This is a genomic window from Pseudomonas sp. PS01300 (assembly GCF_029960155.1).
Classification (GTDB): Bacteria; Pseudomonadota; Gammaproteobacteria; order Pseudomonadales; family Pseudomonadaceae; genus Aquipseudomonas; species Aquipseudomonas palmensis.
The window spans coordinates 46,023-63,233 of the sequence record NZ_JASCPN010000029.1; the positions used below are offsets into that span (position 1 = coordinate 46,023).

A 17,211-nucleotide genomic window follows, 5' to 3' on the forward strand; every position below is an offset into this window, starting at 1 on the left:
GACCGGGGCAGGCATCCACCTGCCCCTTCCCTGTCACCACGCCGGGCTGGCAACCCGATGCCGCCCCGGCTTCATCGCCGAGGGTCGACCATGAACACTCGACACACACCTTCAACAGCCTCGCAGGTACTGAGGCTGCAACCCGACGACTGGGTGCCCAACAACACCCGGCTGCCGGTGCTGATCTACCCCCACGCGATTGCGCTGCATGGCAGTGATCCGGCGGCGCAAATCGAACGCACTTTCGAGGCCAATGGCTGGCCGGCGCAATGGCGCGATGGCATCTACGCCTACCACCACTACCACACCGAGGGCCACGAAGCGCTCGGCGTGGTGTGTGGCCAGGCAAGGCTGATGCTGGGCGGCCCGCGGGGCCGCGAAGTACAGGTGAGTGCAGGCGATGTGCTGTTGCTGCCCGCCGGCACGGGCCACTGCAAACTCGATTGCAGCCCGGGCTTTCTGGTGGTGGGGGCCTACCCGCCCGGGCAGCACGCAGACATCCGACGCGAAGCGCCAACCCAGGCCCAGCTTGCGTGCATCGCCAACCTGCCCGTTCCCGATCACGGCCCGGTGCAGGACCCGCAAGGGGCCTACCAGCAGCATTGGCTCAACCAGCGTTGAAGGGCAGCGTCTGGCTCCAGCAGGCCCAGGCCCTTTGGCTGATGACTGGTAACGAGCTGGCAACGCGGTATATTCGGTCGCCAACCAACCGCCCGTTTTCAAAGGCGTGCCTACAGCAACGAGGAATTCACGTTCAATGACAATCAAGTGCTCCGTATTCATCGCCGCGAGCATCGACGGCTTCATCGCGCGCCCCGACGGCGACATCGAGTGGCTGCACCGCCCCGACTATGAAACCGCTGAGCTCAACGGCGTGACCTACGAACAGTTCATCGCCGGCGTCGATGCCCTGGTGATGGGCCGCAAGACCCTGGACAAGGTGCTGTCCTTCCCCGAATGGCCGTATGCAGGCATCCCGGTCATCGTGCTGTCCAACCGGCCCGTGGACATGTCTGCGCACCCGCAGGCCAACGTCGAGGTGCTGGCAGGCGACGTGCCCGACATCGTCGAGCAACTGGCAGCACGAGGGCTCAAGCACCTCTACATCGATGGCGGCCAGACCCTCCAGGCGTTTCTGCAGGCCGGGCTGATCGACGAATTGATCATCACGCGCATTCCGGTACTGCTTGGCCAGGGCATTGCGCTGTTCAGCCACGCAGGCAGCGAACGCCAGCTGCAGCATGTCGCCACCTGCGCGTCGGACAACGGTTTCGTGCAGAGCCACTACCGATTGCTCCCGAACCGCTAGAGACGCTACCCCAGCGCCTCGGCCGCGTTGTTTTAAATGATATTAATTCCTGTTATCTTCCTGCGCTCCCTGACCCCCAGCTCGCAGGTGTTTCGTGTCAAGCGCAGACCTCAAGGCGTTGTACCTTGCCCACCGTGAAGAAATTCAGGACTACCTGAATCGTCAGGTGCGCTGCAAGGACACCGCCGCAGACCTGACTCAGGAAACCTTCATCCGCCTGTCCGAACAGCTGGGGCGCACGCCCATCGACAACTTTCGCGCGTACCTGTTTCTGTGCGCGCGCAACCTGTTCATCGACTACCTGCGTCGCGAGCGCCACCGCAAGGGCGAGGTGGTCGAGCCCACCGAGCTGCAGGCGCTGGAGCAGAAGACCCCGAGCCTGGAACGCACGGTGATTGCCCAGGACCAGCTGGCCACGCTCAACCGCGTGATGCAGCGCATGCCCGAGCCTTGCCGCGAGGTGTTTCTGCTAGCGCGCGGCGAAGGCCTGACCTACGTGGAGATCGGTGAACGCCTGGGCATTTCGCCCAAGACCGCCTACAGCCGCATGGTGCGGGCACTGGAATTGCTCAAGCTGGGCATGGCCGAGTGAGAGTGGACTATCATGCGCCCCTGTATACATCGCCGCCCGCACAGTGACCCGACCCATGGCTGAACCGCCCTTCCCCACGCCGGCCCCGGCCTCGCCCGACGAGCCCCAGGCCGACCCCATCTCGCAGCAGGCCTGCGCCTGGTTCGCGCTGATCTTCGAAGGCTCGGCCAGCCAGGCCGAGCACGAGCAGTGGCTTGAGTGGATGCTGGCCGACCCGCGCCATGCCAAGGCCTACCTGGAACTCGAAGCGCTGTGGGCCCTGGCCGCCGAGCTGCCTGCCGTGCAGGCGCCGCCTGCCCCCAAGGCCCGCGGCGTCTCGCGGCGGCGCTTCATGCAACTGGCCATGGCGGCGTGCACCGCCGCAGTGGCCACCGGCTCGGCCACGCTGTGGCTCAAGGGCGACGGCCTGTCGTTTGCCGACCTGCACACGCGCGTGGGTGAAACCCGCACCGAGCGCCTGCCCGATGGCAGCGTGATCGAACTGGCCGGCAACACCGCCCTGGACCTCGACTTTTCCGGCACCACGCGGCGCCTGCGCATGCTGCGTGGTCAGGCCTATTTCAAGGTGGCCGCCGATACCCGCCCGCTGCGCATCGACACCGAGGCCGGCACCGTGGTCAGCCACCAGGGTGCGTTCTGCCTGTCCTGCGACGCCGGCAGCGCCGACCTGGCCGTCAGTGAGCACAATGCCGGGGTGCAAATCCCCGGCCAGCAGGCACAGCTGGGCCAGGGCGAGGCCGTGACCTTCGGCGCCGCCGGGCTCGGCCCGGTGCAGCGCGCCGAACTCGACCAGGTGCTGGCCTGGCGCAACGGCAGCCTGGTGTTCTTCGACACGCCCCTGGCCAAGGTGGTCAATCACCTGCAGCGCTGGCGCGAGGGCCGCATCTTCATCGCCGACGAGCGCCTGGCGGCACGCCCGGTGAGCCTGATCCTCAATCGCCAGCACCCCGAGCAGATGCTCGATGTGCTGGCGCGCACCCTGCCGATCCGCCTGAGCCGCTACACCGACCTGGTGACCATCATCCGCCCTGCCTGACCTGCCGATGGCTGATTGAAAATTATTTGCAGTACCCATCAGACATTTGCACTCCTCGTGCGTCATCACCAGCAGATGAAACCCATTCGCAAACAGGCGAAGTCGTTCTGCCGAGGAGTCAAGGAAATGGCAACACCCCAGACGTTGTTCCCCCAGGGTTCGTGCTGGCGCATGTCGGCGCTGGCCGCCGCGATCAGTTGCGCGCTGCTGGCACAACCGGCCCAGGCCCAGCTGCCCGCGCCCGGTACAGGGGCGGTCAGCGTGCACACGGCATTCGATATCCCCGCCCAGCAACTGCGCCAGGCATTGCTGGTGTTCAGCCAGCAGACCGGGCAGAACGTGATGCTCGACGGCAACCTGGACGCCGGCCTGCGCAGCGCACCGGTCAAGGGCAGCTACTCCGCCGATCAGGCCCTGGCCCAACTGCTGGCCGGCAGCGGCTTCACCTTCGGGCGCAGTGACGCCTCGACCCTGTACCTGGTACCGCTGCCAGACAGCGCCGGCAACAACATCGAACTGGGCGCCACCACCATCAACAGCGCCTGGAGCCTGGGCAGCACCACCGAGGGCAGCGGCTCCTACACCACCGGGCAGACCAGCACCGCCACGCGCCTGGACATGTCACTGCGCAAGACCCCGCAGTCGATCAGCGTGATCACCCGCCAGCAGATGGAAGACCAGGGCCTGAACAACCTGTCCGAGGTGATGCAGCAAACCCCGGGCATCACCGTCAACCGCGAGAACTCCGAAGGCTTCACCTTCTACTCGCGCGGCTTCGAGATCCAGAACTTCCAGTACGACGGCGTGCCCAGCCTGAGCACCGACGCCGGCAACCTGCGCGACAACTACAGCATCACCAACTCGGTGATCTACGACCGCGTCGAGGTGCTCAAGGGCGCCACCGGGCTGGTCAACGGCATCGGCTACCCGTCGGGGGTGATCAACCTGGTGCGCAAGCGGCCCACTGCCCAGTTTCAGGGCCATGTGTCCGCCGGCGCAGGCTCGTGGGATCACTACCGCACCGAGCTGGACGTGTCCGGACCGCTGCTCGACAGCGGCGCCCTGCGCGGGCGTTTCGTCGCGGCCCGTGAACAGCAGCACACCTTCATCGACTACCAGAAGCAGCAACAGGACATCTTCTACGGCGTGCTCGACGGCGACCTGTCTGACGCCACCGTGCTGAGCGTGGGCTACGAGTACCAGCAGAACGACAACGACGCGTCCTCCACCACCCACCTGCCGGCCTTCTACAAGAACGGCACGCCGGTGCGCTTCTCGCGCTCCACCAACCCGGCGGACAAGTGGGCCTACCGCAACCATCGCACCCAGCGCGCATTCGCCAGCATCGACCACCAGTTCGACAACGAGTGGTCGCTCAAGGCCACCGCCAGCTACCGCAACTATGCCTCGCGCGAGATCATCGCAGGCCTGGCCACCGCCCATGTCGACCCGAACGACAACAGCGTCGCCCACGGCTACTACCCGGGCGGTGCGGCCAAGTTCAACACCGATACCGACGAGAAGTCCTTCGATATCTACGCCAAGGGCCCGTTCTCGCTGCTGGGCAGAAGCCACGACCTGGTGGTGGGCTATACCTATGCCCACACCACCGCGCAATCGGACCGTACCGACGGCAGCACCGACGCCGTGGCACCCGATGCCTTCGACTGGAACAACAACGCCGCCTACCCCACCGACTGGGCCTGGTGGTCGACCTTCGATATCAAGACCACGCAGAAGGTCGGCTATGCTGCGGTCGTGCTCAAGCCCACCGACGCACTCAACCTGGTGCTGGGGGCGCGGGTCACCGACTACGCGTGGAGCCTGGACAGCATCAACGCGCTGCCGCGCAGCAGCCGCACCGCCACCCGCGACACCGGTGAAGTGATCCCCTATGCCGGCATCACCTACGACCTCGACGACCAGCACACCGTGTACGCCAGCTACACCGACATCTTCAAGCCGCAGCCCTACAACCGGGGTGCCGACAACAAGCCGCTGGACCCGCTCACCGGGCAAAGCTACGAAGTGGGAATCAAGGGCGAGTATTTCGACCGTCGCCTGAATGCCAGCCTGGCGCTGTTCGAGCTCAAGCAGGACAACCTGGCACAGTCGACCGGCACCACCGGGGAGTTCGGCAATGAAGTGATGCGCGCCGTGCAGGGCGCCACCACCCGCGGTGTGGAGCTGGAAATGTCCGGCGAGATCCTGCCCGACTGGAACATCAACGCCGGCTACGTCTATCAGGCCTCCTACGACGCCGATCACCGGCGCGTGGCGACCAACCAGCCCCAGCACCTGCTCAAGGTTGCCACCAGCTACCGCCTGCCGGCCGAGCTGAACAAGCTCACCGTGGGCGGCAACTGGCAGTGGCAGAGCCGCACCTACTTCGTCGACGACACCTTCTACGACGACGTCAACGACGTGGCGCTGCCCAGCCACAAGTTCTTCCAGGACGCCTACGGCGTGGTCGGCCTGATGGCCGCGTATGACGTGAGCAAGCAACTGAAGGTGTCGGCCAACCTCAACAACCTGTTCGACAAGACGTACTACAGCGGCATCGGCAACTACTACTCGGTCTACTACGGCGACCCGCGCAACGTGATGTTCAACGTCAGGTACAGTTTCTGACGCGCAACGCGCACGCCATCAGGCCTGCTGGCGGGTCGCCGCCAGCACGATCTCGCGGATGCACACGCCCTGAGGCTGTTCGTAGGCGTAGCGGATCGCATTGGCCACATCGTCCGCCGACAGCACCACGCCGCCCATGCCGGCCTTCCAGTCCTGGTAGCCGGACTTGATCGCCTCATCGGTGGTGTGGCCGAGCAGCTCGGTTTCCACCGCACCCGGCGCGATGGTGATGACCCGCACGTTGTGCGCCGCCACTTCTTCGCGCAGGTTTTCCGAGATCGCGTGCACGGCAAACTTGGTGCCCACGTAGGCCACATGGTTGGGGAAGGTCTTGCGCCCGGCCACCGAGCCGACGTTGATCACCGTGCCGTGGTTGCGTTCGATCATACCGCCCAGTACCGCATGGATGCCGTTGAGCAGGCCCTTGACGTTCACATCCAGCATGCGCTCCCACTGCTCGGGGGCCTGGGTGGCGGTATCACCCAGCAGCATCACCCCCGCATTGTTGACGATCGCATCGGCCGGGCCGTACTGCGCCTCGGCCTCCTTCACCGCAGCCAGCAGCGCCTCGCGGTCGGTGACATCGACACCCTTGCACAGGGTGGCGGGCAAGCCCAGTGCGAGCAGGCGCTCCACGCGCCGGGCCAGCAGCAGCAGGGGGTGGCCCTGGGCAGAGAACAGGCGCGCGACGGCCTCGCCGATGCCCGAGCTGGCGCCGGTCACGATGATCAGGGGTTTGTTCATGAAAGTGCTTCCGTCATTGGTTTATCAGATGACGCAAAGCGTATAGTGCCGGCCACAGCAGATAAAATGCTTAATTTCTCTTGCAGACATCGGCCTTACCTATGGATATCCGGCACCTCAAAGCCTTTGTGGCGGTGTTCGAAGAACGCAACATCACCAGCGCCGCCCAGCGCCTGTGCATCAGCCAGCCGACCTTGTCGGTGACCATCCGCCAGCTCGAAGAAGCCCTGGGCGCCACCCTGTTCAACCGCCAGTCGCGAGGGGTGGAGGTGAGCGAGGCGGCGCGTTCGCTGTACCCGCAGGCCTGCGCGCTGGTCAGCGAGGCCGAGGCCCTGCGCCAGCGCTTTCGCACCAGCGATGCGCGCCAGCACCTGAGCCTGGGCATCGAGCCGGACCTGAGCCCCGCGCAGGTCGCTGCGTTTCTGCGCTTTGCCCACCAGGTGGTGGCGCACCTGTACATCACGCTGCACGAGGGCTGTGCCGGCGATGCGCGCCTGGCGGTGGAAGAACAGTGCTGCGAAGACGAGCTGTTCCTGCCGGTGTGGGACGACCCGTTCGTGCTGGTGAGCGCAGCCGGCAGGCAGCCGGGCACGGTCACCAGCCTGTACCCCTGGGTCATCTGCCCCGAACACCCCTCCCACCAGCGCCTGATGGCGCTGTATGGCAACTCCACCGCGTCGGCGGTGGCCAGCAGCGGCTCGCTGCAGCAGTCGCTGCTGCTGGTGGCGGCCGGGGTCGGCGTGGCGGCGCTGCCGCACTCGCTGGTGAGCGCGGCACAAGGGGTGCAGGTGCATGCGCTCAACAGCCCGCTGCCCAGTCGCCGGGTGGGCCTGTGCTACAGCGGCACTGCGCTGGAGCAGCCGGTGCTGCGCCTGCTGCACGCCGCGCTGCGCGACGCCCCGGCCGGTACCTGGGCGTCGCCCCTGCCCTGAGCACGGAGCGCCGAGGTCATGGCGCCAGGTCAGGGTCCGAGTCGCTGTGCTTCTGGCCGATCGGGTCGGTGGCCGGCGACTGCTGCGGCGCCTGGGTATCGATGCCCGGTGGCGGCGCAAGCTGCAGTATCTCGCTGGTGTAGGCCCACTCCTGCTGCACCCGGGCCGGGTCGTCGTTCAGGTGGGTGCCGTAGCTGGGCACGATCTGGTGCAGCTTCTGCTGCCAGGCCGGGCTGGCGACCTTGTCCTTGAACACCTTCTGCAGCACTTCGAGCATGATCGGCGCCGCGGTGGATGCGCCGGGCGATGCGCCCAGCAGCCCGGCAATGCTGCCATCGGCCGCGCTCACCACCTCGGTGCCCAGCTTGAGCACCCCGCCCTTTTCCTTGTCGCGCTTGATGATCTGCACCCGCTGCCCGGCCTGCCACAGGCGCCAGTCTTCCTTCTTGGCCTGGGGGAAGTAGGTCTGCAGCGCCTCGAAGCGGTCGTCGTCCGATTGCATCAGCTGGCCTGCCAGGTACTGCACCAGGTCGAACTGGTCGATCCCCACCTTGGTCATGGGCCACAGGTTATGGGTGGTCATGCTGGAGAACAGGTCCAGGTACGAGCCTTCCTTGAGAAACTTGGTGGAGAAGGTCGCGAACGGCCCGAACAGGATCACCCGCTTGCCATCGAGTACCCGGGAATCCAGGTGCGGCACCGACATCGGTGGCGCGCCCGTGGCGGCGATGCCGTAGGCCTTGGCCATGTGCTGCTGGGCGATGGTGGGGTTGTCGGTGACCAGGAACGAGCCGCCCACCGGGAAGCCCGCGTAGTCCTGGGCCTCGGGAATGCCGGACTTCTGCAGCAGCGGCAGCGCCGCGCCGCCGGCACCGATGAACAGGAACTTGGCATCGGCGGTCGACTTCTCGCCGCTCTTGAGGTTCTTGTACTCCACGTGCCAGGAGCCGTCGTCATTGCGACGGATGTCCTCGACCTCGCTGGACAGCTTGAGCGAGAAATTCTCCTGCTGCTGCAGGTGCGCCACGAACTGGCGGGTGATCTCGCCGAAGTTCACGTCGGTGCCGATCGGCGTCCAGGTGGCGGCGATCTTCTGGTTGGGGTCGCGGCCCTCCATCATCAGCGGCACCCACTTGCGGATCTGCGCCGGGTCTTCGGAGTACTGCATCGGCCGGAACAGGGGGCTGGCCTGCAGCGCCTCGTAGCGGCGCTTGAGGAAACTGATGTTGTCGTCACCCCACACGAAGCTCATGTGCGGCGTGGAATTGATGAACGAGCGCGGGTTCTTCAGCACCCCGTTCTTGACCTGCCAGGCCAGGAACTGGCGCGTCACCTGGAACGCCTCGTTGATCTCGACCGCCTTGGTGATGTTGATCTTGCCGTCCTTGTCCTCGGGCGTGTAGTTCAGCTCGGCCAGCGCCGAGTGCCCGGTGCCGGCGTTGTTCCAGCCGTTGGAGCTTTCCTCGGCCACCCCGTCCAGGCGCTCGACCATCTCCATCGACCAGCCCGGCTCCAGCTCGTTGAGCCAGATTGCCAGCGTGGCGCTCATGATGCCGCCCCCCACCAGCAGTACATCGACCTTCTTCGATTCCGCCCCCTGCGCCTGGCCGGCCGCCAGTGACACGGCCAGGCCCAATGTGGCCACGTTCCTTGCGAACTTCATGGCATATCCCCCCAATTGCATTACGAGACGATCCAGTGAGTGTGGCTCATGGATCGCGCATGACAAGCCGTACAAGCGACCCGGTGCAGTCAGTGGGGTTCCCTTGGATCGGGCCGCGGCGGCGCCAGGGCACGGGCAAAACGCTATCAAACTGAACCAATTCATCAGCTAAGGATCAGTTTTAGCATCGTGAAACCACAGGATTTGATACCTTGTCCGCGCTTTCTACACTTGGCCGGGATCGCTTGTGCCCTTCCCCTGCACGGCCTGCCAACACGCCTTCAGGAGGGATCTTGTGACCACCACCCACCCCAGCGACGCTTTCCAGATCGCCCTGGCCAACTGCGCCCGTGAACAGATCCGTACCCCCGGCAGCATTCAGCCCCAGGGGTTCATGGTCGTGGTGCAGGAGCCGGCCATGCTGATCCGCCAGGTCAGCGAGAACCTGCCGGACTGGCTGGGGGTGGAGATCGACGCCTTGCTGGGCGTGCATTTCGATGCGGTGGTGCAGGACGGTTGCAGTTTCGTCGAGCAGCTGGGCGAACTCGACGAAGACCAGTCCCAGCCCTATCACGTGGCCGACGTGCAGTTTCTGATCGGCCAGCAGGCGCAGCGCCTGCCGATGATGCTGCACCGCCACGACCAGGTGCTGATCGCCGAATTCCAGCGCCCGGCCGCTGTGCCGGCGCCGAGCTCGCGGCTGTACCCGCTGGTGCGCTCCTTCGTTGGCGGCGCACCGGACAGCGAGAGCATCGACGAGCTGTGCGAGCGGGCGGTGCGTGTGATCAAGCGCCTGACCGGGTTCGGCCGGGTCAAGTCCTACCGCTTCGACACCGAGGGCAACGGGCTGGTCAACGCCGAGCTGGTCGACGACGACTACCCCAGCTACAAGGGCCTGTGCTTCCCTGCTTCGGACATCCCGGCGCAGGCCCGGGCGCTGTACTGTGCCAACCGCATCCGCGTGATCGAGGATGCCGACTACCAGCCGGCGCGCCTGCTGCCGGCCGCCAACCTGCTCACCGGCCAACCCCTGGACCTGAGCTTCTCGACCCTGCGCAGCGTCTCGCCCGTGCACCTGCAATACATGCGCAACATGCAGACCTGGGCCTCGATGTCGGTTTCCATCGTGGTCGAGGGCCGGTTATGGGGGCTGGTGTCGTGTCATCACCGCACCCCGCGCAGCGTGAGCTTTCAGGTGCGTACCGCCTGCGAACTGCTGGGCCGGGTGCTGTCGCTGCAGATCGAGACCCGCGAAGCCCACCTGCGCCACGCGCGCATGCTCGAGATCCGCCAGCGCATCGTGCAGCTGCTGGGCGCCATCGCCGACCAGGACAGCGTGCGCCTGGGCCTGCGCGCCCTGCCCGACATCTTCACCGACTTCGTCGGCGCCGCCGGTGCCGCAGTGGTGTCCAGCACCGGCTGCGACACCTACGGGCACACCCCGCCCCAGGCGCGGATCATGGCCCTGGTGGGCTGGCTGACCGCCCGCGGCGACGCCGAGGTGTTCCATACCGACAACGCCGGGCGCGATATCCCGCACCTGGCAGGGCTGGCCGACATGGCCAGCGGCATCCTTGCCGTGTCCATTTCCGAATTGCACCCGCATTACCTGATCTGGTTCAAACCCCAGCAGTCCCAGGTGGTGCACTGGGCCGGCCGCCCGGAAAAAAGCATCGCCCAGAGTGGCTCGCTGAACCCGCGCGAAAGCTTCGAGCAGTGGCAGCAGATCGTCGAAGGCTTCTCGACCCCCTGGGACCCCAGCGAAGTCGAGGGCGTGCAGGAGCTGCGCCAGGCCATCCTCGGCATCGTGCTGCGCAAGGCCGAAGAACTGGCGCAACTGTCCGAATCCCTGGAAAAGACCAACAAGGAACTGGAAGCCTTCTCCTACAGCGTCTCCCACGACCTGCGCGCGCCGCTGCGTCATATCGCCGGCTATGCCGAGCTGCTCAGCGATGCCGAAGGCGCCAACATGTCCGAGCGCAGTCTGCGCTTTCTGGGCACCATCGAGAACTCCGCCAAGTTCGCCGGCACCCTGGTGGACAACCTGCTGAGCTTCTCGCAGATGGGCCGGTGCGCCATGCACCTGTCCGACGTCAACCTGTCGGCGATGGTCGCCTCCATCAAGCTGGAGATGCTGCCCGACTACGAGGGCCGCGACATCTGCTGGACCTTCAACGCCCTGCCGATCGTGGTGGCCGACCCGGCCTTCCTGCACCTGGCCCTGCGCAACCTCATCGCCAACGCCATCAAGTACACCCGCGGCCGGCCGGTGGCGCTGATCGAGGTCGACGTGCAGGAACGCGACGACGCCCACGTGATCAGCGTGCGCGACAACGGCGTCGGCTTCGACATGCAGTACGCCAACAAGCTGTTCGGCGTGTTCCAGCGCCTGCACCGCATGGAGGAGTTCGAAGGCACCGGCATCGGCCTGGCCAATGTGCGGCGCATCATCGAGCGCCATGGCGGCACGGTATGGGCCCACGGTGTCCCGGACCAGGGCGCGACGTTCTATTTTTCACTTCCAAAGAAAACCCTCATGCCCACTGCATGACCCACACGAGGGCGCTCCATGCTCAAACCGATACTCCTGGTAGAAGACAACCCCAACGACCTCGAACTGACCCTGCTCGCGCTCGAGCGCAGCCAGCTGGCCAACGAGGTGATCGTGGTACGCGACGGCGCCGAGGCGCTGGACTACCTGTTCCGCAGGAACAGCCATGCCGACCGCCCGCAAGGCAACCCGGCAGTGCTGCTGCTCGACCTCAAGCTGCCCAAGGTCGATGGCCTGGAGGTGCTCGAACAGGTGCGCGACTCGGCCGACCTGCGCAGCATTCCGGTGGTGATGCTGACCTCGTCCCGCGAAGAGCCGGACCTGGACCGCGCCTATCAGCTGGGCGTGAATGCCTACGTGGTCAAACCCGTGGAATTCAAGGAGTTCGTCGGCGCCATCTCCGACCTGGGGATTTTCTGGGCCGTGCTCAACGAGCCACCGCCCGGTTCCACCCGGGTCGTGCGTCGCCCCAAGTCATGATGACAAGACATGCCTAGACGAGAGCCCGGAGCGCCGACGCCGCTCCCCAGAATAAAGCTGCTGCTGATCGAAGACAGCACCCACGACGTCGAGCTCACGCTGTTGACGCTGGAGCGCTATGGCCTGCAGGTCGACCCGGTGGTGGTACACGATCACATCGGCGCCTGCGAGGCCATGCAGCAGCACACCTTCGACGTGATTGTGTGCGACTACCTGCTGCCCTCCTCGTCGGGCATCCAGGTGCTCGAGGTGGCCCAGCGGGCGGCCCCGGAAACGCCGTTCATCTTCCTGTCCGGCATCTTCGGCGAACAGCAGGCGGTGGAGACCATGCGCCTGGGCGCGGTCGACTACGTGCTCAAGCAGAACCTCAAGGTGCTGCCCAAGGCCATCCGCCGCGCCGTGCTCGAAGTGCGCGAACGCGAGAAGCGCCGCGCTGCGGAAAACGCCCTCGAAGAGGTCGAGACCCGCGCCCGCCTGGCCATCCAGGCTGCCGAGATGGGCGTGTGGGAACTGAGCGTGCCCAGCGGCTCGGTGCTGTGGGACGAGCGCTGCCGCGCCCTGTACGAAGTCACGCCCAGCTGCAACCTGCACCTTGACCAGGTGCTGGAGCACTGCCACCCCGACGACCGGGCAATGCTGCGGGCCAAGGTCGAGCAGGCCCTGAGCTGCGAATCGGTGTTCCATGCCGAATACCGCGTGCAGTTGTCGGGCGGTCGCCTGCGCTGGATCAACTCCAACGGCCGTTCGCTGTTCAAGGATGGCCGTTGCGTGCGTTTCAGCGGGGTGATGCAGGACATCAGCGAGCGTAAGGTCGCCACCCAGGCCCTGGTGCAGTTGACCGAAACCCTGGGCGAGCGCGTAGAGCAACGCACCCGCGAGCGCGACCGCACCTGGGAGCTGTCGCGTGAACTGCTGGGGGTGCTGCGCTTCGACATGACCCCGATCAACTTCAACCCGGCCTGGGAGGCGGCGCTGGGCTGGTCGCGGGACCAGATCGGCAGCCTGCGCCTGTGGGAGCTGATCCACCCCCTCGATCTGGACGCCACCATCAAGGAAACCCGCAGCATCGCCAGCGGCAACGTATCGACCCGCTTCGTCAACCGCATGCGCCACGCCAACGGCGACTACCGGTGGCTGTCCTGGACCATCGTGCCGGAGAACGGCCTGATGTACGCCGCCGTGCGCGACATCACCGATGAGCGTGCGGTGGTCGAGGAACTGGCCGCCACCAACAAGCGCCTGCGCGAACAGATCGACGAGAAGGAACGCGTGGAAGCCACGCTGCAGCAGATGCAGCGCCTGGAAGTGGTCGGCCAGCTGACGGCTGGAGTGGCCCACGACTTCAACAACCTGCTCACGGTGATCCTCACCAGCGCGACCTTTGCCACGCGCGACATTGCCCGCGGCAACCTGGACAAGGCCCGCACCCGGCTGGAACACATCACCGATGCCGGTGAACGTGGCGCCCGGCTCACGGCCCAGCTGCTGTCGTTCTCGCGCCGCCAGCGCCTGCAACCGCGCCCGGTGGACCTGAACGCCACCGTGCGCGGCATGCAGAGCCTGCTGAACAAGGCGCTGGGGGCCAATATCTGGGTAGAGATGTCGCTGGCCCCGGACCTGTGGACCGCCTCGGCGGACCTGACCCAGACCGAGATGATCATCCTCAACCTCATCATCAACGCCCGCGACGCCATGGCCAACGGGCCCGGCTCGGTGCTGCTGCGTACTCACAACGTCACCGTGGAGGCCGCGCCCCTGCGGCCCGAAGACCCGGAACCCGGCCACTACGTGGTGTTCTCCATCGTCGACTCGGGCAGCGGCATGAACGAGGACACCCTGCTCAGGGCCTTCGAGCCGTTCTTCACCACCAAGCCGGTGGGGCATGGATCGGGGCTGGGGCTGGCCCAGGTGTTCGGTTTCGCCAAGCAGTCCGGTGGTGGGGTGCGCATCGAAACCACCCTGGATGTCGGCACCACGGTCAGCGTGTACCTGCCGCGGATCCAGGGCGACGCCGTGGCCGTGCTGCCCAGCCCTGCGCCGGTGAGTGAACCGCATCAGCCGCTGGGCTCGACCATCCTGCTGGTGGACGATGACAGCACCGTGCGTACCCTCACGGCCACCTTGCTGGAATCGTTTGGCCTGAAGGTGGTGCAGGCGCGCAACGGCCCGGATGCACTGAACATGCTGAGCCCCGAGATCGACCTGCTGCTGACCGACTACGCCATGCCGGGCATGACCGGCGGCGAGCTGGCGGCCCTGGTCAAGCGCTCCTACCCGCAGTTGCCGGTGGTGTTCGTGACTGGCTATGCCAATACCGACGTGCTGGGGCTGAGCCATTCGACGGTGATCCAGAAGCCGTTCAGCGAGCGCGACTTGCGCAGCAAGATCTGGGCAGCGCTGGCGCGTTGAAAAAACCTGTACACGCTTTCTACCTGGCCGAGCAAAAAAGATTATTCTTGAAAGACATTTTTCAACGCCAGACTATGTGAGAGCCGAATATGAAGATCGATGACATGGACGCCTTCGTCGCCGTCATCCGCTGCCAGTCGACCAACCTTGCGGCGCAGTCGCTGCAGTTGACGCAGCCGGCCATCACACGACGCGTGCAGAACTTCGAGGAAGACCTGGGCGCCAACCTGCTCGACCGCAACACCAAGCCGCTCAAGCCCACGCCCATGGGCTGGCGCGTGTACGAACAGTGCAAGGCCATCCTGCGCGAGATCGACACCCTGCGCGAGCTGGTGGCCAGCCACGGCTCGCCCAGCGGCACCCTGCGCCTGGGCGTGCCGCAGACCATCGGCGATGTGGTGCTGCTCGATGCCCTGGCGCAGATTCGCCAGGCCTACCCCGAGCTGCGGACCCAGGTCGCCAGCGGCTGGGGCAGCGCGCTGATCGCCAGGATGGAAAACGGCGAGCTGGATGCGGCCGCCGCGCTGTTCCCCTCCGGCAAGATCTTCCCCGAAGGCATCGCCAGCCGTTCCATCGGCCGCATGCACCTGCGGGTGGTGGCCGCCAAGGGCAGCGCCAGCAAGCGCAGCTACAAGCTCAAGGACTGCTACAGCCAGGGCTGGGTGCTCAACCCCGACGGCTGCGGGTTTCGCGCCGGCCTGCAGCGCGCCTTGAGCGAGCAGGGGCTGTCGCTGCAGATCAACCTGGAAACCTTCGGCACCGAACTGCAACTGGGCCTGGTCGCCAACGGCCAGGGCCTGGGGCTGGTGCCCGAGCCGCTGCTGGCCGCCAGCCGTCATCGCGACCTGCTTGAAGTGGTCAACGTCAGCGACTTCAAGCCCCAGGTCGACCTGTGGCTGTTTCACCCCAGCTACCTGGGCAACCTGCAGGAGCCGGTGGAGCTGTTCGGCAGCGTCACGGCGCAGCGGCTGGCGCTGTAGCAGCCCCGCCCTGCCCCGCATCAGCCAAGGCAGCGGGCCTCACTCCAGCGTGATGTTGCCCGCCCGGATCACCTCGCCCCACCGTGCGCCGTCATCGGCGATCAGCTTGGCAAACCCCGCCGGGGTACTGTGCTCGACGCTGATCCCGTTCTGCGCGAACCGCTCGGCGGTCTGCGGCGCCTGGGCAATCGCGGCAATCGCCGCGCTCAACTGCTCGACCAGCTGCGGCGAAGCGCCCTTGGGCAGCACCAGGCCGAACCAGCCCGATGCCTCGAACCCCGGCAGGCCTGCCTCGCTGGCACTCGGCACCCCTGGCAGCAACGGCGAGCGCTGCGCGCTGCTGAGCACCAGCCCCTTGAGCTTGCCGGCCTGGATCTGCGGGGCCAGCACGGTGAGGGTATCCACCGCTACATCCACCTCGCCGCCCAGCACCGCCGTGACCGCCGGCGCACTGCCCTTGTACGGCACGTGCAGCAGGTCGATGCCCGCCAGGTTCTTCAGCAACTCCCCGGACAGGTGGCACAGGGTGCCGTTGCCGCACGACGAATAGCTCAACGCGCCCGGGCGCGCCTTGGCCTGGTCGATCAGCGCCTGCAGCGTGTCGACCTTGCTGGCAGCCGGTACGGCCACCACGTTGGGCACCGAGGCCAGCACCGCCACGGGCGTGAAGTCCTGCAGCGGGTCGTAGCGCAGGCCCTTCTGCAGGTTGGGCAGTATGGTCAGCTGCCCGGCGGTGGCCAGCGACAGCGTGTAGCCATCGGGTTTGGCCTTGGCCACCGCCTCGGCGGCGATTGCGGTGCCGGCACCGGGCTTGTTGTCGACCACCACCGGCTGGCCCAGCGAGGCCGACAACTGCTCGGCGTAGTAGCGCCCCACGGTATCGGCAGCGCCGCCCGGCGGGAACGGCACCACCAGGGTCACGGCGCGGCTCGGGTAGGCATCGGCCTGGGCCAGTGCGGCAACGCCCAGGGCCAGTGCGGCCAGGGCAAACTTGAGCGGTAGGATGATTTTCATGCAAAGGTCCTGGAACAGTCAGGGTTGAAGCAGCCCTCAGTCTTCACTGAAGGCCACATGGCGCGTGGCGCGCACCCGCGGGATGAGCATCAGCCCCACCGCCAGCACGCACAGAATCAACAGGGTCAGGCTCAATGGCCGGGTGACGAACACCGTGGGGTCGCCCCGCGACAGCAGCATCGCCCGGCGCAGGTTCTCCTCCATCAACGGGCCGAGCAGATAACCCAGAAGCAGTGGCGCCGGCTCGCAGCGCAGCTTGATGAACAGGTAGCCCAGCAACCCGAACGCCACCGTGAGCAGCACGTCGAACAGGCTGTTGTTGACGCTGTACACGCCAATGCAGCAGAACAGCAGGATCGACGGGTACAGCAGGCGGTACGGCACCGACAGCAGCCGCACCCAGATCCCCACCAGCGGCAGGTTGAGCACCAGCAGCAACAGGTTGCCGATCCACATGCTCACGATCAGCCCCCAGAACAGCTCGGGGCGCTCGTCGATCACCTGCGGGCCCGGCACGATGCCGTGGATCATCATGGCCCCGGCCATCAGCGCCATCACCGCGTTGGAAGGCAGGCCCAGCACCAGCATCGGGATGAACGAGGTCTGCGCCCCGGCGTTGTTGGCAGACTCCGGCCCGGCCACGCCCTCGATGGCGCCCTGGCCGAAGCGCTCGGGGTGCCTGGCGATACGCTTTTCGACCATGTACGAGGCAAACGCGCCCAGCATCGCCCCGCCCCCCGGCAGCACGCCCAGCACCGCGCCCAGGCCGGTGCCGCGCAGCATCGGCTTCCAGCTGCGCCGGTAGTCTTCGCGGGTCGGCATCAGGCGGCCGCCCCCCGCCACCAGGGGCGGCTGGCCGCGGCGGCGCGC

The 17,211-nt window shown here is 66.3% G+C and carries 14 protein-coding genes; 10 read left to right on the forward strand and 4 right to left on the reverse strand.

Annotated features, from left to right (window positions below):
- Window positions 1-90: 90 nt before the first annotated feature.
- From QMX96_RS15400 to QMX96_RS15420, 5 genes are all read left to right on the forward strand, one after another.
- Entirely contained in the window at window positions 91-621 is a 531-nt protein-coding gene (locus QMX96_RS15400) for a cupin (RefSeq protein WP_282362017.1), read from the forward strand.
- A 136-nt stretch (window positions 622-757) separates the two neighbouring features.
- Window positions 758-1,309, forward strand: a complete 552-nt coding sequence (locus QMX96_RS15405; RefSeq protein WP_282362018.1) for a dihydrofolate reductase family protein — start codon at window positions 758-760, stop codon at window positions 1,307-1,309.
- A gap of 94 nt (window positions 1,310-1,403) precedes the next feature.
- Window positions 1,404-1,901 (forward strand): RNA polymerase sigma factor, encoded by a 498-nt coding sequence (locus QMX96_RS15410; protein WP_104572552.1) that lies wholly within the window; start codon window positions 1,404-1,406, stop codon window positions 1,899-1,901.
- 55 nt (window positions 1,902-1,956) lie between these two features.
- On the forward strand, window positions 1,957-2,937 hold the full coding sequence (locus tag QMX96_RS15415; protein WP_054914364.1) for a FecR domain-containing protein: 981 nt from the start codon (window positions 1,957-1,959) through the stop codon (window positions 2,935-2,937).
- Between the two features lie 126 nt (window positions 2,938-3,063).
- On the forward strand, window positions 3,064-5,568 hold the full coding sequence (locus QMX96_RS15420) for a TonB-dependent receptor (protein WP_282362020.1): 2,505 nt from the start codon (window positions 3,064-3,066) through the stop codon (window positions 5,566-5,568).
- A gap of 18 nt (window positions 5,569-5,586) precedes the next feature.
- On the opposite strand, the gene QMX96_RS15425 is transcribed toward QMX96_RS15420, so the two are convergent.
- Window positions 5,587-6,312, reverse strand: a complete 726-nt coding sequence (locus tag QMX96_RS15425) for an SDR family oxidoreductase (protein ID WP_043864027.1) — start codon at window positions 6,310-6,312, stop codon at window positions 5,587-5,589.
- 101 nt (window positions 6,313-6,413) lie between these two features.
- On the opposite strand from QMX96_RS15425, the gene QMX96_RS15430 reads away from it, so the two are divergent.
- Window positions 6,414-7,244: a LysR family transcriptional regulator gene (locus QMX96_RS15430; RefSeq protein WP_282362021.1), complete on the forward strand. Its 831-nt coding sequence runs from the start codon at window positions 6,414-6,416 to the stop codon at window positions 7,242-7,244.
- Between the two features lie 16 nt (window positions 7,245-7,260).
- Here QMX96_RS15430 and mqo read toward each other — a convergent pair whose 3' ends face one another.
- On the reverse strand, window positions 7,261-8,907 hold the full coding sequence (mqo, locus tag QMX96_RS15435) for a malate dehydrogenase (quinone) (protein WP_282362022.1): 1,647 nt from the start codon (window positions 8,905-8,907) through the stop codon (window positions 7,261-7,263).
- A 295-nt stretch (window positions 8,908-9,202) separates the two neighbouring features.
- Here mqo and QMX96_RS15440 point away from each other — a divergent pair, with 295 nt between their 5' ends.
- The 4 genes from QMX96_RS15440 (at window position 9,203) to QMX96_RS15455 (ending at window position 15,327) form a co-directional block, all read left to right on the forward strand.
- Window positions 9,203-11,458, forward strand: a complete 2,256-nt coding sequence (locus QMX96_RS15440) for an ATP-binding protein (protein ID WP_058540325.1) — start codon at window positions 9,203-9,205, stop codon at window positions 11,456-11,458.
- Window positions 11,459-11,476: 18 nt separating this feature from the next.
- Window positions 11,477-11,938: a response regulator gene (locus QMX96_RS15445; protein ID WP_043864031.1), complete on the forward strand. Its 462-nt coding sequence runs from the start codon at window positions 11,477-11,479 to the stop codon at window positions 11,936-11,938.
- Between the two features lie 9 nt (window positions 11,939-11,947).
- Window positions 11,948-14,347 (forward strand): hybrid sensor histidine kinase/response regulator, encoded by a 2,400-nt coding sequence (locus QMX96_RS15450; RefSeq protein ID WP_043864032.1) that lies wholly within the window; start codon window positions 11,948-11,950, stop codon window positions 14,345-14,347.
- Between the two features lie 89 nt (window positions 14,348-14,436).
- Complete coding sequence (locus QMX96_RS15455; RefSeq protein ID WP_058540326.1) at window positions 14,437-15,327, forward strand: LysR family transcriptional regulator; 891 nt, start codon at window positions 14,437-14,439, stop codon at window positions 15,325-15,327.
- A 39-nt stretch (window positions 15,328-15,366) separates the two neighbouring features.
- On the opposite strand, the gene QMX96_RS15460 is transcribed toward QMX96_RS15455, so the two are convergent.
- Both QMX96_RS15460 and QMX96_RS15465 read right to left on the reverse strand, forming a co-directional pair.
- Window positions 15,367-16,341 carry a tripartite tricarboxylate transporter substrate binding protein gene (locus tag QMX96_RS15460; protein WP_054914351.1) on the reverse strand — a complete coding sequence of 325 codons (975 nt, stop codon included), beginning with the start codon at window positions 16,339-16,341 and terminating at the stop codon, window positions 15,367-15,369.
- Window positions 16,342-16,377: 36 nt separating this feature from the next.
- Window positions 16,378-17,211: tripartite tricarboxylate transporter permease (locus QMX96_RS15465; RefSeq protein ID WP_282362023.1), on the reverse strand; the 834-nt coding region annotated here is incomplete at its 5' end.